Raw genomic sequence first — 23794 nt, 5'->3', positions numbered from 1 at the left:
GGCTGCGCCTGCGGGGCGGGCGGCGCGGGGTCGCCGGCGGTGTCGTCGACGGTGATCGCGATGCGGATCGGCCGGCCGCATTCGCGGCTCAGGGTCTCGCTGACGACGGGGGCGAGGCGGCCCTCCAGTACGCCTTTCGCAAATTCGTTCGGTACGGCGAGCAGAGCGGTGTCGGCGACCAGCGCGAGGGGCTGGCAGCGCCGGATCCAGTGCTCGTCCTTCGACTCGACACCCTGCCCGCGGCCCTCCCCGAGAAGTTGCTCCAGTACGCGTGGCCACACTGCGGCAAGATCGGCAGGTACGTCAGCCACAGGGCACGCTCTCTCACGAGTCCCTCGAAGGTGTGATTCGGGGACGGGTCGGGATGAAACTCGAGTGGGGCAGGGATAAGGGAACGAATCGGAGTCCAGTCACGGTAGTCAGCGTGGCCGGTAGGGTTCAAGTTGTTGTCCCCAGCCTGTGGACAAGTGTCTGCCGGTCACCGCTGGTTTGACCGAATGGCGCAGTCCCACGTACCGTAACCAGGTCGAGTTGTCGATGGCTGCTGCCGCCTGCCTCCGATGGGCACAGGTCACGTACAAGGTGATCGAAAAGCGGTGCACTCGGGCGTAACGCGAGCTACTCGTGGGCGCACGGTGACAGCCAGGACGGCACCCCGCCAACCCCGATTCTTTCTGGAGCCCCCGAGTGAGCAAGCGCACCTTCCAGCCGAACAACCGTCGCCGCGCGAAGACCCACGGTTTCCGGCTGCGTATGCGTACCCGTGCCGGCCGCGCGATTCTCGCGACTCGCCGTAGCAAGGGTCGCGCCCGTCTGTCCGCCTGATCCCGGTCAGGTCATGACATCGTGCTGCCCACCGAGAACCGGCTGAGGCGGCGCGAGGACTTCGCGACCGCGGTACGACGAGGTCGCCGGGCCGGCCGCCCGGCCCTCGTCGTCCACCTTCGAAGCGGTGCCACGGACCCGCACGCGCCTGGGGAGAGCGCTCCCCCGACACGTGCGGGTTTCGTCGTGAGCAAAGCTGTGGGTGGTGCGGTGGTGCGCAACAAGGTGAAGCGCAGGCTTCGCCATCTGATGCGCGACCGGATCGACCTGTTTCCCCCCGGTAGCCTGGTAGTCGTACGAGCGCTACCCGGTGCGGGTGACGCCGACCATGCACAGCTGGCCCAAGACCTGGACGCCGCCCTGGAGCGGCTACTGGGAGGGGGCGCGCGATGAAGTACCCGCTGCTGGCTCTGATCAAGCTGTACCAGTGGACGATCAGTCCCCTGCTGGGGCCGGTGTGCAAGTACTACCCGTCGTGTTCCCACTACGGCTACACGGCCGTCGACCGGCACGGTGCTCTCAAGGGCACGGCGCTCACCGCTTGGCGCATCCTGCGGTGCAATCCGTGGTCGCTGGGCGGCGTGGACCATGTTCCGCCGCGTAAGCGCCCGCGGTGGCACGAAATGCTGCGTGACGCGTGGCGTGCACGCAAGGGCGGGCCCTCCGCCGCCGAACCGGCCATCGAAGGACAGGCTTCTCACGCGAGTCCGTCCGGTCCTTCGAGCCCGGCCGCAGAGACCCAGTCCCATGCCCAAGGAGCATGATTAGTGGACACGATTGCCAGCCTCTTCAGCTTCATCACGACACCTGTCTCCTGGGTCATCGTCCAGTTCCACAGCGTGTACGGCGCCATCTTCGGCCCGGACACCGGATGGGCCTGGGGCCTGTCCATCGTGTCCCTGGTGATCCTCATCCGTATCTGCCTGATCCCGCTCTTCGTGAAGCAGATCAAGGCGACGCGCGGGATGCAGACGCTCCAGCCGGAGATGAAGAAGATCCAGGAGCGCTACAAGAACGACAAGCAGCGTCAGTCCGAAGAGATGATGAAGCTGTACAAGGAGACGGGCACCAACCCGCTCTCCTCGTGCCTTCCCATCCTGGCGCAGTCCCCGTTCTTCTTCGCCCTGTACCACGTGCTCAACAGCATCGCGTCGAACGACACCATCGGTGTGATCAACGACCGCCTGCTGGAGAGTGCCCAGAAGGCCCACATCTTCGGTGCGCCGCTGGCATCGAAGTTCACCGACGGCGCTTCCAAGGTGGAGGCCCTCGGGTCCTCGCTGACGGACGTCCGGGTCGTCACCGCGATCATGATCGTGCTGATGTCGGCGTCGCAGTTCTTCACCCAGCGCCAGCTGATGACCAAGAACGTCGACACGACGGTGAAGACCCCGTTCATGCAGCAGCAGAAGATGCTGATGTACGTCTTCCCGGTCATGTTCGCCGTCTTCGGCATCAACTTCCCCGTCGGTGTCCTTGTCTACTGGCTCACCACGAACGTGTGGACCATGGGTCAGCAGATGTACGTCATCCGCAACAACCCGACACCGGGTTCCAAGGCCCAGGCGTCCTACCTGGAGCGCCTGCACAAGAGCGTCACCCAGCACGGCAAGACGCGTGGCCGTGGTGAGAAGGCCATCGTCAAGGCCATCGTCGCCAAGGGCCGGGACCGCAACGAGTTCGAGCGGAAGTTCATCAACGGTCTGAACAAGGCGGGCCTGGCGGCTCAGGCCGACGGCACCGTGCTGAAGAGCGACACCGCCGTCGCCGCCCAGTCCGAGGACGGCGCGACCGTGGCCACTCCGGCCACGCCCAAGCGTCAGCAGCCCAAGCGGCAGAGCAAGTCTCAGCGCCAGTCCGTGAAGGCGGCCGGCGAGTCCGAGCCCAAGACCTCGCTGACCAAGTCGGACGAGCCGCAGGACGGCAAGCCTGCCGCCGCCAAGAAGCCGGCGCAGAAATCCGGCGGCGGTGGCCGCAGCAAGGCCCAGTCCGGACAGCGCAAGGGCCCGCAGCGGCCCAAGTCCCCGTCGAAGAAGTAAGAAGGAGTCCATCCCGTGACGGAAGGCACCACCTCCGCCGCTGCCGAGGGCGCAGACACCCTTACTCGCCTCGAGAACGAGGGCGAGATCGCCGCGGACTACCTGGAGGGTCTGCTCGACATCGCCGACCTTGACGGCGACATCGACATGGACGTCGAGGCCGACCGTGCCTCTGTCTCGATCATCAGCGATACGAACAGCCGTGACCTGCAGAAGCTGGTCGGCCGGGACGGCGAGGTGCTGGAGGCTCTGCAGGAGCTCACGCGCCTGGCCGTGCACCGGGAGACCGGCGACCGCAGTCGGCTGATGCTCGACATCGCGGGTTACCGGGCCACGAAGCGGGCCGAGCTCTCCGAGCTGGGCGCCAAGGCCGCGGCCGAGGTCAGGAGCAGCGGCGAGTCCGTGCGAATGAAGCCGATGACACCGTTCGAGCGCAAGGTCGTGCACGACGCGGTCAAGGCGGCGGGGCTGCGCAGCGAGTCCGAGGGCGAGGAGCCGGAGCGCTTCGTCGTCGTGCTTCCTGCCTGATCGGTCCTCTCGTTCTCCGGCCCCGTCTGTTGCGCAGGCGGGGCCGAACTTTGTCAGCCTGATAGTTCTGGTGGTTCTGATAGCGGCGACTGGTGCGCCGGTGCCGTACGGAAGGACGGTCCCCGTGACGGAGGCAGCGGAGCTTCCCCCTGTGCCCGAGCAGGCACGTGAAGTGTTCGGCGATCGGTACGCGGACGCGGTCCGCTACGCGGAACTGCTCGCCGAGGCAGGGGTGAAGCGCGGTCTGATCGGTCCGCGTGAGGTTCCCCGCCTGTGGGAGCGGCATCTGCTCAACTGCGCGGTACTCTCGGAGGTCGTGCCCGAGGGTGTGACGGTGTGCGACGTCGGTTCGGGCGCCGGATTGCCGGGGATCCCACTGGCGCTCGTCCGGGAGGACCTGAAGATCACCCTTCTGGAGCCGCTGCTGCGGCGCACGAACTTCCTGACCGAGGTCGTGGAGCTGCTGGGCCTGGACCATGTCACCGTCGTGCGTGGCCGGGCCGAGGAGGTCATGGGGAAGATGCCGCCGGTGCATGTGGTGACCGCCCGTGCCGTTGCTCCGCTGGACCGTCTGGCCACGTGGGGGGTCCCGCTGCTGCGCCCGTACGGCGAGATGCTCGCTCTCAAGGGCGACACGGCCGAGGAGGAACTGAAGGCCGCGGCCACGGCGCTGAGCAAGCTGGGTGCCGTGGAGACGTCCATCCTGCATGTCGGCGAGGGGGTCGTGGACCCCATGTCCACCGTGGTGCGGGTCGAGGTCGGGGAGAGTCCGGGGGGCGTGCGTTTCGCTGCCAAGCGGGCCAAGGCGGCCCGGACGGGACGTGCCCGGCGGCGTCGCGGATAGCCTCATTTGGTTGCTGCGGCACCGACGGCGCTGATGCGTCCCTGATGGTGAGCCGTACTCCACACAAGCTGCCGAACCTATGCATGCCGGAGTGTCGCGGCATTTCGGCAACGGCTGCTGTGCATCGTGTTTCACGTGAAACGTCGCTCACTGCTGCACGGCATCATCAGTCGCGGCCGCGCCGCGGCCGACCCTCGCGATCGAAAGCCTCTCGGGTCGCTCGGAGAGGGCGGAGAGTTGTCCACAGAGGTGGATTTCTCCACAGAAGGCCAGGCCTCACTGGTTCATGACCCCGAAGACATGGGAGGCTCTGTTCACTGCGAGCCTGAAGTCGAGGAGAGTGAATCCTTGCGGTCCGACGCCAATATCGCGGGACCGATGACCGATCCGGTCCCCGGTCCCCGTACCGAGTCGATGGGGGCGGATGTTTCACGTGAAACACCGCCTCCGATGGACGACACTCCGATCGGTCGTGCTGCCCAACTGGCGGTGGAAGCCTTGGACCGCGCCGGCGAGGGATTGCCGCGGCCCGAGCAGACCAGGGTCATGGTGGTCGCCAATCAGAAGGGCGGTGTGGGCAAGACGACGACGACCGTCAACCTCGCCGCGTCGCTTGCTCTGCACGGTGCCCGGGTCCTGGTCGTCGACCTCGACCCGCAGGGCAACGCCTCCACCGCGCTGGGCATCGACCACCACGCCGACGTCCCATCCATCTACGACGTGCTGGTCGAGAGCAGGCCGCTCTCGGAGGTGGTCCAGCCGGTTCCCGACGTCGAGGGCCTCTTCTGCGCGCCCGCCACCATCGATCTCGCCGGTGCGGAGATCGAGCTGGTCTCTCTGGTGGCGCGGGAGAGCCGGCTGCAGCGGGCGATCCAGGCATACGAGCAGCCGCTGGACTACATCCTCATCGACTGCCCGCCCTCCCTCGGCTTGCTGACGGTCAACGCGCTCGTCGCGGGCCAGGAGGTGCTGATCCCGATCCAGTGCGAGTACTACGCGCTGGAGGGGCTGGGACAGCTGCTGCGCAACGTCGACCTGGTTCGCGGGCACCTCAACCCCACCCTGCATGTGTCGACGATCCTGCTCACCATGTACGACGGCCGGACGCGGCTTGCATCCCAGGTCGCCGACGAGGTGCGCAGCCACTTCGGCGACGAGGTACTGCGGACGAGCATTCCTCGCTCGGTCCGTATCTCCGAGGCCCCGAGCTATGGGCAGACGGTACTGACCTACGATCCAGGATCGAGCGGAGCCCTCTCCTATCTGGAGGCGGCACGCGAGGTCGCGCTGAAGGGCGTGGGCGTCAGCTACGACGCGACGCAAGCCCATATCGGCGCACAGAACGACCCGAGCATGGTGGAGGGGATCCAGTGAGTGAGCGACGGAGGGGGCTGGGCCGAGGGCTGGGCGCACTGATCCCCAATGCTCCGACGGAGAAGTCGGTGGCGTCGGCGGCGCTCGGGAACGCGGCTTCCGCGTCCCCGGGGGCGATGCCCCTGCTGCCGAACGACCGCGGTGTGGCCGCGGCGAAGGTAACCACGCTGCCGCCTGTTCCACGCGAAACAGAGGAGTCGGCTGCATCCAGTACGGCACCGAGTGGTGTGGACTCGCTCAGGTCACCCGTGGGGGCGCACTTCGCGGAGGTCCCGCTCGACTCCATCACGCCGAACCCGAAGCAGCCGCGTAAGGACTTCGACGACGACGCGCTGGCCGAGCTGGTCACCTCCATCAGCGAGGTTGGCCTCCTCCAGCCCGTCGTCGTCCGGCAGACGGGGCCCGGGCGTTACGAGCTCATCATGGGTGAGCGCCGGTTCCGGGCGTGCCGGGAACTGGAAATGGAGACCATCCCGGCGATCGTGCGGGCCACGGAGGACGAGAAGCTCCTCCTGGACGCACTGCTGGAGAACCTTCACCGGGCTCAGCTGAACCCGCTGGAAGAGGCCTTCGCCTATGACCAGCTGCTGAAGGACTTCAACTGCACGCACGACCAGCTGGCGGACCGCATCGGCCGTTCCCGCCCGCAGGTCTCCAACACGCTGCGTCTGCTGAAGCTCTCGCCGAAGGTGCAGAACCGGGTGGCTGCCGGGGTGCTCTCCGCCGGACACGCGCGTGCGCTGCTCTCCGTGGAGGACCCGGAGGACCAGGACCGGCTGGCTCATCGGATCGTGGCCGAAGGGCTCTCGGTGCGGTCGGTCGAGGAGATCGTGACCCTGATGGGGTCCCGGCCGCAGAAGACGCAGCGGGCCAAGGGCCCGCGGGCCGGTTCTCTGGTCTCGCCGGCGCTCTCTGATCTGGCGACGCGGCTCTCGGACCGGTTCGAGACGCGAGTGAAGGTCGACCTGGGACAGAAGAAGGGCAAGATCACCGTGGAGTTCGCTTCCATGGAGGATCTTGAGCGAATCCTTGGGAGTCTCGCTCCTGGTGAAGGGCCCGTGCTGCAGAAGGGCCTTCTGGAGGGCGAAGCGGAAGAGTCCGACTCCTAGGACTCGGGCCGGTGGAGCGCGTCCGTGCTCCACCGGCCGATGGGGCGGGTCGTGTCCGGTGCGTACCGGGACACGGCCCGCCCTTTGCTTTCCGTCGGTGTCGGGGTCACGGCATCGTGGATACGATGCGATCGGGAAGGCGCAAGCACCTGGCAGCACCTCTGAGAGGAAGGCAGGGGCCATGCGATCGATGAGCCGCACCGGACTGGTGAGCGCGGGCTTGGGGCTGGGCGCGGTCGGTGGGTTCATCGGCAGCCTGCTCAGGGAACGGAGCGCTCTGACAGCCGCCCGCGACGCGGCGGGCGAAGGAAGCGAGGAACAGCCTTCATGGGGCGCCGGCTCGTACCGCTCACGCTGGACAACCTTCAGGACCTTCCCCAGCGCTGTCGCTCGTGTGTCTTCTGGGAGCTGGATCCCGTCAGCGGCGAAGCCGCGGTAAAGGCGGGCACGCCCACCCTGGAGAAGGAATCCTGGATTTCCGCCGTCCTGCTGGACTGGGGATCATGCGGCCGGGTGGTCTACGTCGACGACGTCCCGGTGGGCTTCGTCCTCTACGCGCCTCCCGCATACGTACCGCGTTCGACTGCGTTTCCGACGAGCCCCGTCTCGTCCGACGCTGTGCAGTTGATGACCGCCTTCGTGATGCCGGGCTATCAGGGGCAAGGCCTGGGCCGGGTGATGGTTCAGACGGTCGCCAAGGATCTTCTGCGCCGGGGCTTCAAGGCGATCGAGGCGTTCGGGGACGCCCGCTGGAAGGAGCCCGCCTGCGTCCTGCCGGCGGACCATCTGCTGGCTGTGGGCTTCAAGACGGTTCGGCCCCATCCCAGCCATCCGCGGCTGCGGCTGGACCTCCGGTCCACGCTGTCCTGGAAGGAAGACGTGGAGATGGCACTGGACCGGCTGCTCGGAGCCGTCCAGAAGGAACCCGCGTTGCGACCGCTGTAGCGGAGTGCAGTGCGGAGGACCGCTGCAAAGCGAATGGGCCGACCCGTCCGGGTCGGCCCATTCGTGTTTCACGTGAAACATCAGTCGGCGATGAAGTCCTCGAGGTCGCGAACGATCGCGGCCTTCGGCTTGGCGCCGACGATGGTCTTGGCGACCTCGCCGCCCTGGTAGACGTTCAGGGTCGGGATGGACATGACGCCGTACTTGGCGGCCGTACCCGGGTTCTCGTCGATGTTGAGCTTGACGATCTCGATCTTGTCGCCGTACTCGGCGGCGATGGCCTCGAGGGACGGCGCGATCTGACGGCACGGACCGCACCAGGCGGCCCAGAAGTCCACCAGAACGGGCTTGTCGTTCTTGAGGACGTCCTGCTCGAAGGAGTCGTCTGTCACTTGCTTCAGGGTGCCGGCCACGGCGGGCTCCTTAACTGGTTGATGCGTGGGGCGGATGGGGGTCAGACAGTGGTCTTCTCGGGCTCGGCCTTGTCCTCGTCGGTGAGCGCGGCGAGGAAGCGCTCGGCGTCGAGGGCGGCGGAGCATCCGGTGCCGGCGGCGGTGATCGCCTGGCGGTAGGTGTGGTCGACCACGTCTCCGGCGCCGAAGACGCCGGTCAGGTTGGTGCGGGTCGACGGGGCGTCGACCTTCAGGTAGCCCTCCGGGTCCAGGTCGAGCTGGCCCTTGAAGAGCTCGGTACGCGGGTCGTGACCGATCGCGATGAACAGGCCGGTCACCGCCAGGTCCGACAGCTCGCCGGTCTTGACGTTGCGCAGCTTCAGGCCCGACAGCTTCTGGTCGCCCTGGACCTCGGCGACCTCGCTGTCCCAGACGAACGAGATCTTGGGGTCGGCGAAGGCGCGCTCCTGCATCGCCTTGGACGCGCGCAGCGTGTCACGGCGGTGGACGATCGTGACGGACTTGGCGAAGCGGGAGAGGAACGTGGCCTCTTCCATCGCGGTGTCACCGCCGCCGATCACGGCGATGTCCTGGTCCTTGAAGAAGAAGCCGTCGCAGGTCGCGCACCAGGAGACGCCGCGGCCGGAGAGGGCGTCCTCGTTGGGCAGGCCGAGCTTGCGGTGCTGGGAACCGGTGGTGATGATGACGGCCTTGGCCTGGTGGACGGTACCCGCGGTGTCGGTGACCTTCTTGATCTCGCCACTCAGGTCGACGGCGACGACATCGTCCGGGATCAGCTCGGCACCGAAGCGCTCGGCCTGGGCACGCATGTTGTCCATGAGCTCGGGGCCCATGATGCCGTCCTGGAAGCCCGGGAAGTTCTCCACCTCGGTGGTGTTCATCAGGGCACCACCCGCGGTGACGGCGCCCTCGAACACCAGCGGCTTCAGCGACGCGCGCGCGGTGTAGAGCGCCGCCGTGTAGCCGGCGGGCCCGGAGCCGATGATGATCACGTTTCGGACGTCGCTCACGGCTTCATTCCTCGTCTCTGGACTGCGTCTTCAGGGCCGGGTGGAGCTTCTCTCGGAGCTCTCACCCCACCCAACGGATCCTACGGGGCGCGCATTCCCGCTGTGCCCGGGCACACGGAGTCGAGGGACCGGGCACACGGAAAGGGGGAGGGACGCGAGCGCTCAGGAGCGAGCGTAGGAGTGCTTCAAAAGGATCTCGGCCTTGCTGACAGCTGGCTGAGCCACACACGCCGACTCGACGATGTAGGCGGTCACTCGGCTGTCGTTGGAGGCGTCGGGCAGCACCACGAGGAGTGCTTCCTTGCCCTTGTAGACGCCGTCCTTCGTGGCCAGCGCCGCGTCGTCGCGTCCGATGCCCTGGCGGATGCATTCGGGAACCGTCGGCTGCTTGAAAACGCGGTTCTCACCACCGGTCTCGGACTCCATGCCGAAGCTGCGCGGTGTACGCGGTCCGTTCTGCGCGCCGCCCTGGTCGTCGGCGATGAGAGAAGCGACCTGCTCCTGCAACTTTCCTTCGGAGAAGGTGTCCGCAAGCGCGGTGTCGTCGGACGGGCTGCCCCCGGTGACCGAGGAGACGATCACGGAGCCGAGCCCGATGGCGGCAGCGGCGGCCACGGCACCGAGTACGGCGATCCTGCGCCGCCCGATTCGCTTGCGGCCCTTGCGGCCCGGCCCGGTGGAGGATGGACGGGCGTGCCCGGAGGGGCGATCCGTCGTGGTCGATGTTTCACGTGAAACACGATGCGCGGTGTCGTTCCCGTCGTTCCTGTCGGATGCGGCGGGCGCGGCAGCGGCAGGCGTCGGTGTCGGTGCCGGCTCCAGGGAGTCCGGCACGGTGGCGCTCGGCAGCACCTCGGCCGCCAGAGCGGCATCGATTCGGCCGGCCACGTCGTCGGGCATCATCGTCGGCCCGGGTAGCGTGCCGAGTAGCCCTTGGATCTCCTCCAGGGACGCGAATACGTCCGCGCAGAGCTCGCAGGTCTCCAGGTGCTGCCGTACCTCCGCGGTCCGGGACGGCGGGAGCAGGCCTTCGGCGAGGTCGGAGATCTCCGCGACGTCCGGGTGCCCGGTCATGTCTGTCGTCGACGACGTCACGCTCGTCCACCTCCGCCCTTCACTACGGCTGAATCGCTCGGCCCCGCGTCCGGGGGGCCCACACGGTGCGGTCCCGCTGCGGGTGGGACGGATGGCCCCTGCGTCCGGTTCCGTTTCGCACCCGGCTCCGTGTCCTCGCCGCTGCCGTCCGGGCGCAGGTGGGTGAGGAGCGGCAGGAGTCTGGCTCTGCCCCGGGCGCACCGGCTTTTGATCGTGCCGGTCGGCACGTCGAGGATCCGGGCGGCCTGCGCGACGGGGTAACCCTGCATGTCCACCAGGACGAGGGCCGCCCGTTGGTCGGCCGGCAGGGTGCCCAGCGCCTCCAGCAGCTGGCGGTGCAGGTCGTTGCGCTCGGCGGGCGCCGAGGCCGACTCGTGCGGCTCCAGCAGCTGCTCCAGGCGCTCGGTGTCGTCGACGGGAGCGGTCTTCCGGGAGGCGGCCTTGCGGGCGCGGTCCAGGCAGGCGTTCACCGTGATCCGGTGCAGCCACGTCGTGACGGCTGCCTGTCCGCGGAAGGTGTGAGCGGCGCGGTAGGCGGAGACGAGCGCGTCCTGAACGGCGTCAGCGGCTTCCTCCCGATCCCCCAGCGTCCGCAGGGCCACCGCCCAGAGCCGGTCCCGGTGACGGCGCACGAGCTCACCGAAGGCGTCGGGATCACCTTCGACGTGGCGGGCGAGGAGGTCCTGATCGCTCACGCCGTCACGACTCGCGCTGCCCGCCATCGCGCCCCCTCCTTGCGGCAGATGCCGTCAGCTGGTCACCTTGACGTCCGCCAGGCGGCCGCGCCATTTCCCGTCCGACTGCATCGGCAGATCATCTGTGAGCCACACCAGGAGGTACCGGCTCTGGACAGCCTTGCCCGGCTTGAGTTCCACCGTGGTGCCCGAGCCCTCGGCAACCTTGCGGTACTCGTCGAAGGACGCCGGTTCTGCGGTGGCGTCCTTGCTCGCGCTGCGGAGTTCGACGGACGTGCTTCCGACAAAGGTGACGGTCACCTTTCCAACCTGCTGGACCTTGCCAAGGTCCACGATGACGCCGACCCCTGGCTTGAGGCGGCCGAAGTCGGAACTGAGGTAGTAGTCCGTCTGCCAATAGCTGGACATGCTGTCGTCGTAGACGTTCCCTATCTCGGACGGCTTCTCGGACTGGTCGCCGAAGGGGTCGAAGTCCTGGGCGCCCACGATGGGGACCGGTTTGCCGGCCACCGGGACCTTCGGGTTCTTGTCGTTGTCGCCATCCGTCGTCTGCGTCTGGTTCTGGTCGTCCGCCTTGCCGCCCCGTTCCATGATGGCGTCCGCGAGCTGCCAGCTGCCCAGGCCGAGCGCGGCGATCAGCAGAGCGGAGACGCTCCACTTCAGTGCCTTGCCGGTGCGGCTCTGCAGCGGGGGCGGCGGGGTCTGCACCGGCTGGGTGACACCGGGGTGCGGTGCCGGGCGGCCATAGGCACCCTGCTGGTAGGCCGTGCGCTGGTACGCGGACGGCGCGGTGTAGGCAGGCTCCGGCGGGCGAATGCGTGGCATCTCGCCGATCGCCTTCACCAGTTCCTCCGGCGTGGTGCACGGAGACTCGTGGCGGGAGGCGGTGGCGCCGTCGTTGACGAGTGCCCGCATGGCAAGCTCGGACAGGCCGCGGTGGACACCCGCGCGGACCTGGTCCGGGGGGATCAGCCCGATGTCCTTGGGCAGACCGGCCAGACCGTGGGCGTCGCTCTCGTACGGCCAGCGCTGGGTGAGCGTGGCGTACAGCAGGGCACCGATCGCCTCGGTGTCGGTGCGCTGCGGGGTGTCGGAACTGATGCCGCGCAGCGCGGCGTTGACGGCGAGTCCGCGGATCCGCCACTGGCCCGTCGACGTCCGCAGCACCGCGGTGGGGCTCAGGCGCAGATGGGCGAGACCCTCCCGGTGGGCAGCCGCCATGGCACCCGCGACCTGACTCACCATCTGGTAGGCGTCGTACACCTCCAGCGGGCCGGAGGCGAGCAGAGCGGTCAGCTCGGTGGCGTCGGGGAGCCACTCGTGCACCACGTAGACGATGTCGTTGTCCTCGACGGCGTCGAGGACCTGGACGAAGCGGGGGTCGCCGAGAAGGGCGGAGGAACGTGCCGCGGCCAGCACGGAGCGGGCGCGTGAGTGGTCCGCCGGAAGGATGTGGACCCCGACGGCGCGGCGGAGTTTCTCGTCGACGGCCCGCCAACTGCTGAAGCCGTCCAGACGGGTGACGCACTCCTCGAGGCGGTAGCGTCTGGCGAGTTTGTGCCCGCTGTGCAGTTCGGGAGGCGAGGCCTTGCCGGAATCCTCGCTCGTGGGGCTCCCCTGTGCCTCGTCGCTGTCCGTTTCCCGCTCCCGGTTGTTGGCCACCCCGTCGGCCGTGGACTGGTCCGCCTGGGCGGTCAGCGGCTCATCGCCGCTGTTGTCTGCCACGTCGACGGCAGCTGTGCTCCGTTCCGCCACCGTCGTTCCTGCCTCCCCATTCGATGCGCGCCGGCCGACTCCCGATGCGCGCAGTCCGACGCCGAACCCAATTGTGCCCACAGTCCGGCGCTATGCACGACACACGGCGGCGGACGATGGTTGTGCGCCTACCCCGGGTCTCAGCGTCCCAGGCGTCCGCGCACCATGCCGACCAGCGAGTTGACTTCCTCGATACGCATCCGGCGGGCGGCGACGAAGAAGACGCCGAACAGGAGCAGCCCGCCGGCCAGCAGCGCCGCGAACGACCCCAGTACGCCCTGGCCGAGCGCACGGCTGATCGCGTAGCAGGCCGCACCGCTGAGCAGGGCGGCCGGAACGGACGCGATGCACAGCCGGGCGTACGTCCGCAGCACCCGGGCGCCGTCCAGGTCCCCGCCGAGCCGCTTGCGGAGCCTGCGCCAGGCGATGCCCACGCCGATCACGTAGGCCAGGCCGTAGGAGGCGGCCATGCCTACGACTGCCCAGCGAGCCGGGAGCAGCACGTAACAGAGCCCTGCGGCAGTGGCGTTGACCGCGGCCACGATGACCGTGTTGTAGAAGGGCGTCCGGGTGTCCTCGTAGGCGTAGAAGGCGCGCAGGACGACGTACTGCACGGAGTACGGGACGAGACCGAGGCCGAAGGCCATCAGCATGTAGCCCATGTTGGTGGCAGCGCCCGTGCCCGAGGAGCCGAAGATCAGCGTGCACATCGGGATGCCGAGGGCGACGAAACCGAAGGAGACCGGCACGATCGCGACGGCCGTCGTGCGCAGGCCCTGGGAGATGTCGTCGCGGACCGCGCCACCGTCGTTCTCGGATGCCGAGCGCGAGATGCGGGGCAGCAGCGCGGCCATCAGGGAGACGGTGATGATGGCCTGCGGCAGGCCCCAGATCAGCTGGGCGTTGGCATAGGCGCTGAAGCCGGTGCCGGGGATGTTGGTGTCCGTGACCGACGCCGTGGCCAGCTGGGTGACGACGAGGGCGCCGGCCTGGTTGGCGAGGACGAAGAGGATCGTCCACTTGGCGAGCATCGCGGCCTTGCCCAGGCCGTGACCCTTCCAGTCGAACCGCAGCCGCAGCTTGAATCCGGTCTCGCGCAGGTAGGGGATCATCGCCAGGGCCTGGACCACGAGGCCGAGGAGTACGCCGACGCCGAGCAGCCGCTCGCCTTCCGGCGGGATGCTCTGGACCGTCATGCCGGAGTCGCCGGCGGTGCCGTAGACCCAGATGAACGTGCCGAGCGTGACGATGATGACGATGTTGTTCAGGACCGGGGTCCACATCATCGCGCCGAACCGGCCGCGGGCGTTGAGGATCTGCCCCATCACCACGTGGACGCCCATGAAGAAGATGGACGGCAGGAAGTACCGGGTGAAGGTGACGGCCGTCTCGTTGGCCGCCGGGTTGGAGGCGACCGGGTTCGACAGCGCGCGAACCAGCAGCGGTGCCGCGAGCATGGCGAGCGCGGTGAGCACCCCGAGGGCGACCATGACCAGGGTCAGGAGCCGGTTGGCGTAGGCCTCGCCGCCGTCCTTGTCCTCCTTCATGGCACGCACGAGCTGCGGGACGAAGACCGAGTTGAGGCCGCCGCCGACGGTCAGGATGTAGATCATCGTCGGCAGCTGGTAGGCGATCTGGAACGACTCTCCCAGCAGCGCGAGTCCCAGCGCCGAGACGATCATCGCGGATCGGATGAACCCGGTGAGCCGCGACACCATCGTGCCCGCCGCCATCACGGCGCTCGACTTCAGCAGGCCCCCCGCACGCCCGCCCTTCTTGGGCGCGGCGGCCGGTGCGGCGGCGGGCTCGGGCTCCTGGAGGGGCGCCTCGGCAGCTTCCGGAGTGGGCGCCACCGCGTACTGGCCCGGCGCGGGCGCCGCGTGCTGCTGCTGCCCGGGCGCCGGAGCGGGGCTGCCGTACTGACCGTAGGCCGGCGCGTTCCCGTACGGGTCGGGTCCCTGGTGCGCGCCGTACTGTCCCGGCCCCGGTGTCCCGTCGTACTGGCCCGGTGCCGGCGCGGGGGCGGGCACGGAGGCGTGGTCGTCGTAGGAGGGGTGGCCGCCGCCCTGCTGCTGGTCCCGGAAGAGGTGGGCGAAGGCGTCCGGCTCGTGGCGCTGCTCGCCGGCCTGGGTGACCAGGTCGTCCACGCCGACGAACTGAGTGGTCCGCGGGTCGTCGCCGTACGGCAGGTACTGCGTCGGACCCTCCGGTTCGGGGGCCGGGGTCTGGGCCCAGACGCGTGGGTCGGGGGCGTAGGGAGACTGGGAGGGCTGGGAGTACAGCGGCTGCTGCGGCGGATACGTGCCCGGGGGCGGCGGGGGGTGCGCGGCGCGGTCGTAGAGCGCCTCGGAGACCGGGTCCTGGGCGGAGAGGTCCTGCGCCCGGTAGGGATCCTGGTCGTAGGCGTCCTGGAGGTACATGTCCGCGGGCGGCTGCGGCGGGGCCTGGCCGGGGTCCGGCGGCGGGCCCTCGGGGTGACCCGAGCCGTCCACGGCCTGACCGCGGTCACCGTCGTACGGCGCGTTCATGGTTACCCCACCTCATCGTCCCGGGCCCACCGGCCACGACATCCTCAACGGTCCACTCTCTCACCCGTGCCGGACGGGTCGGCGCTTTCCGCTGCGGTGTCCGGTGTCGGGTCACTCGGCTGCTCCGGGTCGCCTGCCCGGGCGCGTGCCTCGGACTCTTCCCTGAGCCGTTCGTCGGAGCCTTCCGGGTCCTGCGGACCGTTCCCGGAGTCCTCGGGCTCCTCCGCCTCGCCGGGTTCGCTCTTCTCCGCGTCGCGGGCAGCGGCCCGCTTGCGCTGCGTGTACATCCGGAAGCCGGCGAGGACGAGCAGCAGGACACCGCCGCCGATGACGAGCATCACGGCGGCCGTGATCTCGGTGACCTTCACGTCGAAGGTGACGGGCTCGCCGTACTTCCGCCCGTCCATCGTGTACAGCTGGGCGATCACCGTCGCACGGCCGTTGGCGTTGGCCGACGTGGTGAACTTCACCGACTGGCTGTGACCGCCGGAGACCGAGATCGGCTGCTCCTCGTAGTCGGCGCCATCGATCTCGAGCCGCGTCGGGTTGGTCGAGGTGAGCCGCAGGACCAGGGGGCCGACGTCCTGCACCAGGTTGTTCTGCACCGTCACGGGAATCGTGGCGCTGCGACCGGAGAGCTTCGTCTCCGACTTGTCGATCAGTCTGACCCGGCCGGTCAGCCCGTCGAGGTACAACCTCACGCCGTCGCGGAAGGACTCCGCCTCGGCGGCCCGGCCGCGCCACGACGCGGACATCTCCCGGTTCAGTGCGCGCCCGAACGGCGTCACCACCCGGGACGGGTCCGACAGGACGACCTTGAAGTTGTCGAGCGTGTCCTGCGTCCGCGCGGTCTGCACGAACGCAGTCCTGGGCAGTTCCTTCTTGCGCAGCGCCGAGGGGTAGGAGGAGGTTCCGGGCACCTTCGTGGTGGCGTCCGGGTCCGGCTTGGCCGTGGCGGCCGCCGCCAGCTTCTGCGACTCGGACCAGGTACCCCCCTGCATAGCCCGCAGCGCCTCGGCCATCGCGCGTGCCTGGTTCCCGGAGGGCATGCGCTGCGGGGCGATGACGACGCTGCGCTGCTTGCCGGTCTGGAGACCCAGGGCCAGGCTCTGGGCGAGGAACCGCTGCACCGCGAGCGTGGACGCGGAGGCCCTCGTCAGATCGCCCTCGAACGCGGTGGACAGCCGGGCGTCCGCGACGACGGCCGTCGTGCCACCGCCGATGGGGCGGGCCGCGGAGGGCGTGTACGGCAGGCCGCTGGTCTCCTGGAGGCTGTCGCTGCGGGCGATCACCTTGTCGGCGCCCGCGGAGGTGGCGACCTTGACGATCGACCCGTCGACGGCGCCGTCCACGGGCCAGGCGAAGTCGGTGTTCGGCTTCACGTGGAGGATCGGCTCGACCGTGTTGTCGATGACACCCGTGGCACTCTTCAGCTGGTTCAGCGATCCGGTGACGTCCGTGCCGTTGTGGGCCAGGGACGCCAGGTCCGGGTCGGCGAAGGGAAGGGCGACGACCTCCTTGTCGGCCACCGCGTCCTGCAGCTCGGCGAGCCACTGCTTGGCGACCGTCTGATGAGTGCCGGCGACCGTCTTGTCACCGTCCCGGACGCGGTAGCTGCCCGTCATCGCGTCGACGGAGGCCAGCAGGTCCGGGTCGACCACCCAGGTGACGTCGAGGTCCTTGCCCAGAGTCACCATCTGGTTCAGCCGGCCCCCGGGGGAAATCTCCTTGGCCAGGTCGTCGTTGAGGAAGACCGGTGTCTGCTCCTCGTTCGGGCCTGTCTCGGCGGCCATGTGCGTGGTCGACACGAGCGGCCACAGAGCCGTCGTCTTCGTTTTGGGATCGGCCTCGTCGGGCTGCCAGGGCAGGAAGGTCCGCTGGATGCCGAGGATCTGCTCCCAGGGCTGGGCGGAGGTCTCCCCGGACAGCGAGACGGCGAATTCGTAGACACCGTCCTCGCCCAGGTCCAGGTCGTCGACCGGTACGGAGATGTTGAAGTGCTCGGCGACGCCGGGGCTGAGCTTGGAGAACTTCTCGGTGTACTTGTCGTCGATCTCCGGGGCGATGGTCCCCTGAAGATCGTTGCTGTCCTTGGCGATCGCGTCGAGGGACGAGCGGGTGTTGACCTCGGGCCCCACGCGCAGGCCCACGTGGGCGTCGGTGACGGCCTGCTTGCCGTGGTTGGTCACGGTGCCCGACACGGTCACCGTGTCCCCGCCCGTGGGCGCGGAGGGGGTGAGTGAGTCGACCGCGACGGCCACCGAACCGGAATCTGCGTCGGCCTTGGCCGAGGGCCGCCCGTCGGCGTGTGCCGATCCGGCGGCCGGCAGCTGCACCAGGCCGGCCAGCAGCGGCGCCCCGGCGATCAGCGCCGTGGTGCGCCGTAGCCGCCGGCGGGCAGGTGAGGGACTGGTCCCCTGGAAGTCTGCCGCCTCGGCCACGCGCTCGCCCGTCCCTCGTCGTCGTCAGTGGTCGTCGGAATGTGCGTCCACGAATGGTAACGATGCGCGCCGAGGGGAAGTGCCGCGGAGTAGGCCACAAGATCCGCCGCCGAGCGCGGCTGCCCCGTATGTGCGCCTATAAAGGGAGCGCAGTGGAAGTGGGGGTTTCGGTGGGTGATCAACCCGATCAATGGGGACGTCGGTCTGCGCTCGGGCCACGTACCCTCTTCTGTTGTGCCGAACGCCAACGAAGCCAGCCCCAGTGCCCTCAGCCAGGAGCAGCCCCGCGCCGTGAGCGAACCGCTGCGGGTCGCCCCTGTCGCCGACGACCTCGCCCGCCGCTTCCAGGAGGCCGGGTTCTCTCTTGCCCTGGTCGGTGGCTCGGTCCGGGACGCGTTGCTCGGCCGGCTCGGCAACGACCTGGACTTCACGACCGACGCCCTCCCACAGGACGTACTGAAGATCGTGCGCCCCTGGGCGGACGCCGTCTGGGAGGTCGGGATCGCGTTCGGCACTGTCGGGGCGCAGAAGGACGGCTGGCAGATCGAGGTGACCACCTACCGGTCGGAGGCGTACGACCGCACCTCGCGCAAGCCGGAGGTGTCGTACGGCGACTCCATCGAGGAGGACCTCGTCCGGCGTGACTTCACGGTGAACGCGATGGCCGTCGCGCTTCCGGAAAAGAGGTTCATCGATCCGCACGGCGGACTCGACGATCTCGCGGCGCGTGTACTGCGGACCCCGGGCACCCCCGAGGACTCCTTCTCCGACGATCCGCTCCGGATGATGCGGGCCGCGCGGTTCGCCGCGCAGCTGGACTTCGAGGTGGCTCCCGAGGTGGTCGCCGCCATGAAGGACATGGCCGGACGCATCGACATCGTCTCGGCCGAGCGGGTCCGGGACGAGCTGAACAAGCTGGTCATCTCCTCTCACCCGCGCAAGGGGCTGAGCCTGCTGGTCGAGACCGGTATCGCCGAGCGGGTCCTGCCCGAGCTGCCGGCGCTGCGCCTGGAGCGGGACGAGCACCACCGGCACAAGGACGTCTACGACCACACACTCATCGTCCTGGAGCAGGCGATGGCCCTGGAGAACGAGGGCCCCGACCTGACCCTGCGCCTTGCGGCCCTGCTGCACGACATCGGCAAGCCGCGCACGCGCCGCTTCGAGAAGGACGGCCGGGTCTCGTTCCACCACCACGAAGTGGTCGGGGCCAAGATGACGAAGAAACGCATGACCGCGCTCAAGTACTCCAACGACCTGGTGAAGGACGTCTCACGCCTGGTCGAGCTGCACCTGCGTTTCCACGGTTACGGCACGGGCGAGTGGACGGACTCCGCGGTACGTCGGTATGTCCGGGACGCCGGGCCTCTGCTCGATCGGCTCCACAAGCTGACCCGTTCGGACTGCACGACCCGCAACAAGCGGAAGGCCTCGGCGCTGTCGCGTGCGTATGACGGGCTGGAGGAGCGGATCGCGCAGCTCCAGGAGCAGGAGGAATTGGACGCGATCCGTCCGGACCTGGATGGCAACCAGATCATGGAGATCCTCGGCGTCCGTCCCGGACCGGCCGTCGGTCAGGCCTACAAGCACCTGCTGGAGCTCCGCTTGGAGAACGGGCCGATGGAGTACGACGCGGCGGTGGCGGCACTCAAGGAGTGGTGGGCCGAGCAGGAGGCGTGAGTCGTGGACGGCGTCATGTTTCACGTGAAACATGACGCTCGTGACGAAATGTGAGGCTGGTACCGAACAAGCGAAGGGGCGGTGTTTCACGTGAAACACCGCCCCTGGGACCGTCCGCAAGAAGCGCCCGAACCTCTGCCTTACTTCTTGTAGTCCTTCAGGCAGAGCAGGAAGTCGCTGCCGCTACCGCTCTCGGTGTACGAGTACTGGAAGTCCTTGGCTTCTTCCGAGCACTTGCTCTCGGCGGTGAGAGCGGAGTAGGAACCCTCGACCTTCGCCAGCACCACGTACTGGGCCTTCGAGTCGCCGCAGTCGACGACCTCGAGGTCCGGGTTGCTGTCGCTGCTGCTGCCACGGTGCATGCAGTCGCCGACCGCGGCCGAGGTGGCGTCGTCCCGGCTGGCGATGTAACCACCGACGGCCACACATACGACGATCACGGCGATGACGATGTTCTTGATCGTCTTGAAGCTCGGCTTGCGTCGGGCCGGCTGCGGTGGGACCGGGGCGTACGGTGCACCCTGCTGGGGGTAGCCGGGCTGGCCGGGCTGCTGCGGGAAACCCGGCTGACCCTGGGCGAAGGGGTTCTGCCCGTGGGGCTGCTGCGGAGCTTGCGGCTGGCCCTGCGCGAACGGGTTGCCCTGGGGCGGCGGCGGAGTGGTCACTGGGGGTCCCCCTGAAAACATAGGTGCGTGTCGCGGACATGGCGCGAGATAAGACGCACGTAAGCTATCGGGTCCCGCTGACATCTCTGTAGTCCGGTGGGGCTCTGTGGCACTGATGTGACACTTACTGGCTTTCAAACCGGGCCATAGCAGTCGCAACCACTCCGTAGACCAAGGCGACCGTCGCGACCAGCGGCACCGACCGCCCGTCCGGCGGCAGCATCAACGCGGCCACCCCGGCGGCGCCGACGAAGGCGACGTTGAACAGCACGTCGTACACGGAGAAGATCCGGCCACGGAAGGCATCGTCGACCGAGGACTGCACGACCGTGTCGGTCGCGATCTTCGCCCCCTGCGTCGTCAGGCCCAGGACGAACGCCGCGGCGAGCAGCGGCACGGTGGCGAACGGCAGACCGAGAGCCGGGACCAGTACCGTGGCGGCCCCCGCGCACACCGCCAGCCAGCGGCCGGGCCCGAGCCGTCCCGCCGCCCAGGGAGTGATCACCGCGGCCGCGAAGAAGCCCGCGCCGGAGACGCCCAGCGCCAGCCCCAGCAGAGCGAGCCCTTCGTCCGTGTCCGAGGACAGGGCGTACCGGCACAGCATCAGCAGCATCACCAGCAGGGCGCCGTAGCAGAACCGCATCAGTGTCATGCCCGCGAGCGACCAGGCCGCTTCCCGGCGTGCGGGCGCGGCGAGATGACGCACCCCCGCCACCAGGTCGCGGGCGGCGCCGACGAGAGCCGAGGTCAGCCGAGGCGGTACGAGCGCGGGGTCGGGGCCCAGCAGCTCCACGGCGATGCGAAGGGACGCCAGCGCCCCGCACAGGTACAGGGCGGCCCCGAGCAGCACCACGGCGGCGTCGGAGTCCGCGACCACCAGGCGCACGACGAAGGCGAGGCCGCCGCCGGCCGTCGCGGCCAGGGTGCCGGCCGTCGGAGAGAGCGAGTTGGCGATCACCAGACGCTCCTCGTCCACCACACGCGGTAGCGCGGCGGACAGTCCCGCGAGAACGAAGCGGTTGACGGCGGTGACGCAGAGGGCCGAGACGTAGAAGAGCCAGTCCGGGACGGAGGCGATGATCAGCAGGGCCGTCACCGATGCCAGTACGGCGCGCAGCAGGTTGCCGTACAGAAAGACCTGGCGGCGGCGCCAGCGGTCCAGCAGGACGCCGGCGAAGGGGCCCACCAGGGAGTACGGGAGCAGCAGGACCGCCATCGCGGAGGCGATCGCGGCGGGCGAGGTCTGCTTCTCCGGCGAGAAGACCACATAGGTGGCGAGCGCGACCTGGTAGACACCGTCGGCGCCCTGGGAGAGCAGGCGTACGGCGAGCAGGCGCCGGAAGCCCTTCAGGCGCAGCAGGACGCGCAGGTCACGGACGACGGCCATGGGGCACAGCCTCACATACGGGAAAGGTCCCCGGGTCATGCGACCCGGGGACCCCCGACGGACCGGAGTCCGCGTTTGTCAGCGCTCGACCTCGCCGGCGATGAACTTCTCGACGTTGGCGCGGGCCTCGTCGTCGAAGTACTGGACCGGCGGGGACTTCATGAAGTAGCTCGACGCGGAGAGGATCGGGCCGCCGATGCCGCGGTCCTTGGCGATCTTCGCGGCGCGCAGGGCGTCGATGATGACACCGGCCGAGTTCGGAGAGTCCCAGACCTCGAGCTTGTACTCCAGGTTCAGCGGGACGTCACCGAACGCGCGGCCCTCCAGGCGGACGTAGGCCCACTTGCGGTCGTCCAGCCAGGCGACGTAGTCGGACGGACCGATGTGGACGTTGTCCGCGCCCAGGTCCCGGTCGGGGATCTGGGAGGTGACGGCCTGCGTCTTGGAGATCTTCTTGGACTCCAGGCGCTCGCGCTCGAGCATGTTCTTGAAGTCCATGTTGCCGCCGACGTTCAGCTGCATCGTGCGGTCCAGGACGACGCCCCGGTCCTCGAACAGCTTCGCCATGACGCGGTGCGTGATGGTGGCGCCGACCTGCGACTTGATGTCGTCGCCGACGATCGGGACGCCCGCCTCGGTGAACTTGTCCGCCCACTCCTTGGTGCCGGCGATGAAGACCGGGAGGGCGTTGACGAAGGCGACCTTGGCGTCGATGGCGCACTGGGCGTAGTACTTCGCCGCGTCCTCGGAACCGACGGGCAGGTAGCAGACGAGAACGTCGACCTGCTTGTCCTTGAGGATCTGGACGACGTCGACCGGCGCCTCGGCGGACTCCTCGATGGTCTCGCGGTAGTACTTGCCGAGACCGTCGTGCGTGTGACCGCGCTGGACCTGGACGCCGCTGTTCGGGACGTCGCAGATCTTGATGGTGTTGTTCTCGGAGGCGCCGATGGCGTCCGCGAGGTCCAGGCCGACCTTCTTGGCGTCCACGTCGAAGGCGGCGACGAACTCGATGTCACTGACGTGGTAGTCGCCGAACTGGACGTGCATCAGGCCGGGGACCTTGGCCGCCGGGTCGGCGTCCTTGTAGTACTCGACGCCCTGCACCAGCGATGCGGCGCAGTTGCCCACACCGACGATGGCTACGCGAACCGAACCCATTCCGGTTGCTCCCTGTGTGTACGAGTGAGGCCCTGACTGGGCGCTCACGTGGTGGTGTCGCCGGGCGTATCCGGTCGGGGGTCGTCCCCGGGCCGGGGCAGGCCGCCCGTCGCTCCAGATGTCCTGTCCTGTTGAGCGGTCCCCTCCGTGGCGGAACCCCGCAGGTCCCGCCCCGCCCGCTCGCTCTCGATGAGCTCGTTCAGCCAGCGCACCTCGCGCTCCACGGACTCCATTCCGTGGCGCTGGAGCTCAAGCGTGTAGTCGTCGAGCCGCTCCCGGGTACGCGCCAAGGAGGCGCTCATCTTCTCCAGGCGCTCCTCCAGCCGACTGCGCCGGCCCTCGAGCACGCGCATGCGCACGTCACGCGACGTCTGCCCGAAGAACGCGAAGCGAGCGGCGAAGGTCTCGTCCTCGTAAGCGTCCGGGCCCGTCTGGGAGAGGAGCTGCTCGAAGTGTTCCTTACCGTCGGCCGTCAACCGGTAGACGATCTTGGCGCGGCGCCCCGTGAGGGACGCGGCGGCCTCGTCGACGTTCCCCGGTTCCTCGATCAACCAGCCGTTGGCGACCAGCGTCTTGAGGCAGGGGTAGAGCGTCCCGTAGCTGAACGCCCGGAACACACCCAGTGACGTGTTGAGTCGTTTGCGCAGCTCATAGCCGTGCATCGGGGATTCGCGGAGCAGGCCGAGTACGGCGAACTCGAGGATGCCGGAACGTCGGCTCATCGTCGCCTCCTCTCGTCCTTATGCCGCGCTGATGTATCGACTCGATACATCAGCACGATAGAACGAGCTGCCGCGTGCGACAAGAGGGGAACTCGTGAACGGGGTCACATCAGGGATTCATCGAGTGCAAGTTGCCTGATTTGAGGTGAACTTCGAGGCTCGGGGGTTTTGGCGGTGCGTAGTCTGTGCGCCATGCAGACCACAGGGAACCGAGTGACGCGTGGGGGCGTCCCTGTCCCTGGTGCAGTACGGGTGAATGCGGAAGGGACCGCATCCGTACTTCGGGGGGACCGGAAACCAGCCGCCTTTACCAGGCGCGCAAAGGTGCGCCTGCCCGAGGAGTAGTCGTTCGATGAGCGAGCACCGTCGCAAACCGCCGCAGCCGCAGGGAGGCGGACGTGCCGCGGCCCGACGCGGCCAGTCCGGCTCGTCCTCCGGTCGCCGTGCGGCACCGCGAGGCGCCACAGGGTCTCCGTCCGGCTCGTACGGTCCGGAGGACGAGGAGCGTCCGTACGGCAGTCGTGCCGAGGCCCGGCGCGCGGCACAGCGGGGCGGGGGCGGCCGCCGCAGGGCGGCCG

Annotated in this window: 21 protein-coding genes and 1 pseudogene; 10 read left to right on the top strand and 12 right to left on the bottom strand. The window is 68.7% G+C overall.

What is annotated here, in order from left to right:
- Nucleotides 1-311 (bottom strand): annotated as a pseudogene (dnaA, locus tag EBH09_RS17965) (chromosomal replication initiator protein DnaA); the annotation flags it as partial.
- A gap of 376 nt (nucleotides 312-687) precedes the next feature.
- Between dnaA and rpmH the strand changes: the two are divergent.
- The 9 genes from rpmH (at nucleotide 688) to EBH09_RS17920 (ending at nucleotide 7664) form a co-directional block, all read left to right on the top strand.
- Nucleotides 688-825 (top strand): 50S ribosomal protein L34, encoded by a 138-nt coding sequence (gene rpmH / locus EBH09_RS17960; RefSeq protein WP_003975051.1) that lies wholly within the window; start codon nucleotides 688-690, stop codon nucleotides 823-825.
- A 21-nt stretch (nucleotides 826-846) separates the two neighbouring features.
- Entirely contained in the window at nucleotides 847-1218 is a 372-nt protein-coding gene (gene rnpA / locus EBH09_RS17955; protein ID WP_121748016.1) for a ribonuclease P protein component, read from the top strand.
- A complete protein-coding gene (gene yidD / locus EBH09_RS17950; protein ID WP_121748015.1) occupies nucleotides 1215-1589 on the top strand; it encodes a membrane protein insertion efficiency factor YidD in 375 nt (124 codons plus the stop codon). Before rnpA ends, yidD begins: the two co-directional genes overlap by 4 nt.
- A 3-nt stretch (nucleotides 1590-1592) precedes the next feature.
- Entirely contained in the window at nucleotides 1593-2864 is a 1272-nt protein-coding gene (yidC, locus tag EBH09_RS17945; RefSeq protein WP_121748014.1) for a membrane protein insertase YidC, read from the top strand.
- 15 nt (nucleotides 2865-2879) lie between these two features.
- Nucleotides 2880-3392 carry a R3H domain-containing nucleic acid-binding protein gene (locus EBH09_RS17940; RefSeq protein ID WP_121748013.1) on the top strand — a complete coding sequence of 171 codons (513 nt, stop codon included), beginning with the start codon at nucleotides 2880-2882 and terminating at the stop codon, nucleotides 3390-3392.
- Between the two features lie 124 nt (nucleotides 3393-3516).
- A complete protein-coding gene (gene rsmG / locus EBH09_RS17935; protein ID WP_121748012.1) occupies nucleotides 3517-4236 on the top strand; it encodes a 16S rRNA (guanine(527)-N(7))-methyltransferase RsmG in 720 nt (239 codons plus the stop codon).
- 300 nt (nucleotides 4237-4536) lie between these two features.
- On the top strand, nucleotides 4537-5610 hold the full coding sequence (locus EBH09_RS17930) for a ParA family protein (protein WP_193776383.1): 1074 nt from the start codon (nucleotides 4537-4539) through the stop codon (nucleotides 5608-5610).
- Nucleotides 5607-6719, top strand: a complete 1113-nt coding sequence (locus EBH09_RS17925) for a ParB/RepB/Spo0J family partition protein (RefSeq protein WP_121748011.1) — start codon at nucleotides 5607-5609, stop codon at nucleotides 6717-6719. The genes EBH09_RS17930 and EBH09_RS17925 overlap by 4 nt, the downstream gene beginning before the upstream one ends.
- A 327-nt stretch (nucleotides 6720-7046) precedes the next feature.
- The gene (locus tag EBH09_RS17920) at nucleotides 7047-7664 is read left to right on the top strand and encodes a GNAT family N-acetyltransferase (protein ID WP_121748010.1); all 618 of its coding nucleotides are present in this window, start codon (nucleotides 7047-7049) and stop codon (nucleotides 7662-7664) included.
- A gap of 80 nt (nucleotides 7665-7744) precedes the next feature.
- Here EBH09_RS17920 and trxA read toward each other — a convergent pair whose 3' ends face one another.
- From trxA to EBH09_RS17885, 7 genes are all read right to left on the bottom strand, one after another.
- The gene (gene trxA, locus EBH09_RS17915) at nucleotides 7745-8077 is read right to left on the bottom strand and encodes a thioredoxin (protein ID WP_121748009.1); all 333 of its coding nucleotides are present in this window, start codon (nucleotides 8075-8077) and stop codon (nucleotides 7745-7747) included.
- Nucleotides 8078-8118: 41 nt separating this feature from the next.
- The gene (gene trxB, locus EBH09_RS17910; RefSeq protein WP_121748008.1) at nucleotides 8119-9087 is read right to left on the bottom strand and encodes a thioredoxin-disulfide reductase; all 969 of its coding nucleotides are present in this window, start codon (nucleotides 9085-9087) and stop codon (nucleotides 8119-8121) included.
- Nucleotides 9088-9249: 162 nt separating this feature from the next.
- The gene (locus EBH09_RS17905) at nucleotides 9250-10161 is read right to left on the bottom strand and encodes an anti-sigma factor (RefSeq protein WP_121748007.1); all 912 of its coding nucleotides are present in this window, start codon (nucleotides 10159-10161) and stop codon (nucleotides 9250-9252) included.
- A gap of 17 nt (nucleotides 10162-10178) precedes the next feature.
- Nucleotides 10179-10904 (bottom strand): RNA polymerase sigma factor SigM, encoded by a 726-nt coding sequence (gene sigM / locus EBH09_RS17900; RefSeq protein ID WP_121748006.1) that lies wholly within the window; start codon nucleotides 10902-10904, stop codon nucleotides 10179-10181.
- Between the two features lie 27 nt (nucleotides 10905-10931).
- Nucleotides 10932-12632: a protein kinase family protein gene (locus EBH09_RS17895; protein ID WP_121748005.1), complete on the bottom strand. Its 1701-nt coding sequence runs from the start codon at nucleotides 12630-12632 to the stop codon at nucleotides 10932-10934.
- Nucleotides 12633-12772: 140 nt separating this feature from the next.
- Nucleotides 12773-15160 carry a murein biosynthesis integral membrane protein MurJ gene (gene murJ, locus EBH09_RS17890; RefSeq protein ID WP_121748004.1) on the bottom strand — a complete coding sequence of 796 codons (2388 nt, stop codon included), beginning with the start codon at nucleotides 15158-15160 and terminating at the stop codon, nucleotides 12773-12775.
- A 44-nt stretch (nucleotides 15161-15204) separates the two neighbouring features.
- Nucleotides 15205-17601, bottom strand: coding sequence for a DUF6049 family protein (locus EBH09_RS17885; protein ID WP_121748003.1), 2397 nt, complete (start codon nucleotides 17599-17601; stop codon nucleotides 15205-15207).
- A 234-nt stretch (nucleotides 17602-17835) separates the two neighbouring features.
- Here EBH09_RS17885 and EBH09_RS17880 point away from each other — a divergent pair, with 234 nt between their 5' ends.
- Entirely contained in the window at nucleotides 17836-19281 is a 1446-nt protein-coding gene (locus EBH09_RS17880; protein ID WP_121748002.1) for a CCA tRNA nucleotidyltransferase, read from the top strand.
- 140 nt (nucleotides 19282-19421) lie between these two features.
- Here EBH09_RS17880 and EBH09_RS17875 read toward each other — a convergent pair whose 3' ends face one another.
- From EBH09_RS17875 to EBH09_RS17860, 4 genes are all read right to left on the bottom strand, one after another.
- Complete coding sequence (locus EBH09_RS17875; protein WP_121748001.1) at nucleotides 19422-19967, bottom strand: hypothetical protein; 546 nt, start codon at nucleotides 19965-19967, stop codon at nucleotides 19422-19424.
- A gap of 103 nt (nucleotides 19968-20070) precedes the next feature.
- Nucleotides 20071-21333 (bottom strand): MFS transporter, encoded by a 1263-nt coding sequence (locus EBH09_RS17870; protein WP_121748000.1) that lies wholly within the window; start codon nucleotides 21331-21333, stop codon nucleotides 20071-20073.
- A 78-nt stretch (nucleotides 21334-21411) separates the two neighbouring features.
- Complete coding sequence (locus tag EBH09_RS17865) at nucleotides 21412-22494, bottom strand: inositol-3-phosphate synthase (protein WP_121747999.1); 1083 nt, start codon at nucleotides 22492-22494, stop codon at nucleotides 21412-21414.
- A gap of 44 nt (nucleotides 22495-22538) precedes the next feature.
- Nucleotides 22539-23216 carry a PadR family transcriptional regulator gene (locus EBH09_RS17860; RefSeq protein WP_121747998.1) on the bottom strand — a complete coding sequence of 226 codons (678 nt, stop codon included), beginning with the start codon at nucleotides 23214-23216 and terminating at the stop codon, nucleotides 22539-22541.
- Nucleotides 23217-23794: the final 578 nt, after the last annotated feature.

It is taken from the genome of Streptomyces sp. E2N166 (assembly GCF_003671715.1).
GTDB lineage: Bacteria > Actinomycetota > Actinomycetes > Streptomycetales > Streptomycetaceae > Streptomyces > Streptomyces thinghirensis.
Note: the sequence above shows the minus strand (reverse complement) of the source record. Positions and strands in the feature narration are given on the sequence as shown.

Bases quoted from the DNA above. Each gene is read 5' to 3' on its own strand.
- murJ (WP_121748004.1), bottom strand. From the start codon at position 15,160: ATGAACGCGCCGTACGACGGTGACCGCGGTCAGGCCGTGGACGGCTCG.
- EBH09_RS17860 (WP_121747998.1), bottom strand. From the start codon at position 23,216: ATGAGCCGACGTTCCGGCATCCTCGAGTTCGCCGTACTCGGCCTGCTC.
- EBH09_RS17870 (WP_121748000.1), bottom strand. From the start codon at position 21,333: ATGGCCGTCGTCCGTGACCTGCGCGTCCTGCTGCGCCTGAAGGGCTTC.
- yidD (WP_121748015.1), top strand. From the start codon at position 1,215: ATGAAGTACCCGCTGCTGGCTCTGATCAAGCTGTACCAGTGGACGATC.
- sigM (WP_121748006.1), bottom strand. From the start codon at position 10,904: ATGGCGGGCAGCGCGAGTCGTGACGGCGTGAGCGATCAGGACCTCCTC.
- EBH09_RS17865 (WP_121747999.1), bottom strand. From the start codon at position 22,494: ATGGGTTCGGTTCGCGTAGCCATCGTCGGTGTGGGCAACTGCGCCGCA.
- EBH09_RS17930 (WP_193776383.1), top strand. From the start codon at position 4,537: ATGGGAGGCTCTGTTCACTGCGAGCCTGAAGTCGAGGAGAGTGAATCC.
- EBH09_RS17920 (WP_121748010.1), top strand. From the start codon at position 7,047: ATGGGGCGCCGGCTCGTACCGCTCACGCTGGACAACCTTCAGGACCTT.
- EBH09_RS17905 (WP_121748007.1), bottom strand. From the start codon at position 10,161: ATGACCGGGCACCCGGACGTCGCGGAGATCTCCGACCTCGCCGAAGGC.
- EBH09_RS17875 (WP_121748001.1), bottom strand. From the start codon at position 19,967: ATGTTTTCAGGGGGACCCCCAGTGACCACTCCGCCGCCGCCCCAGGGC.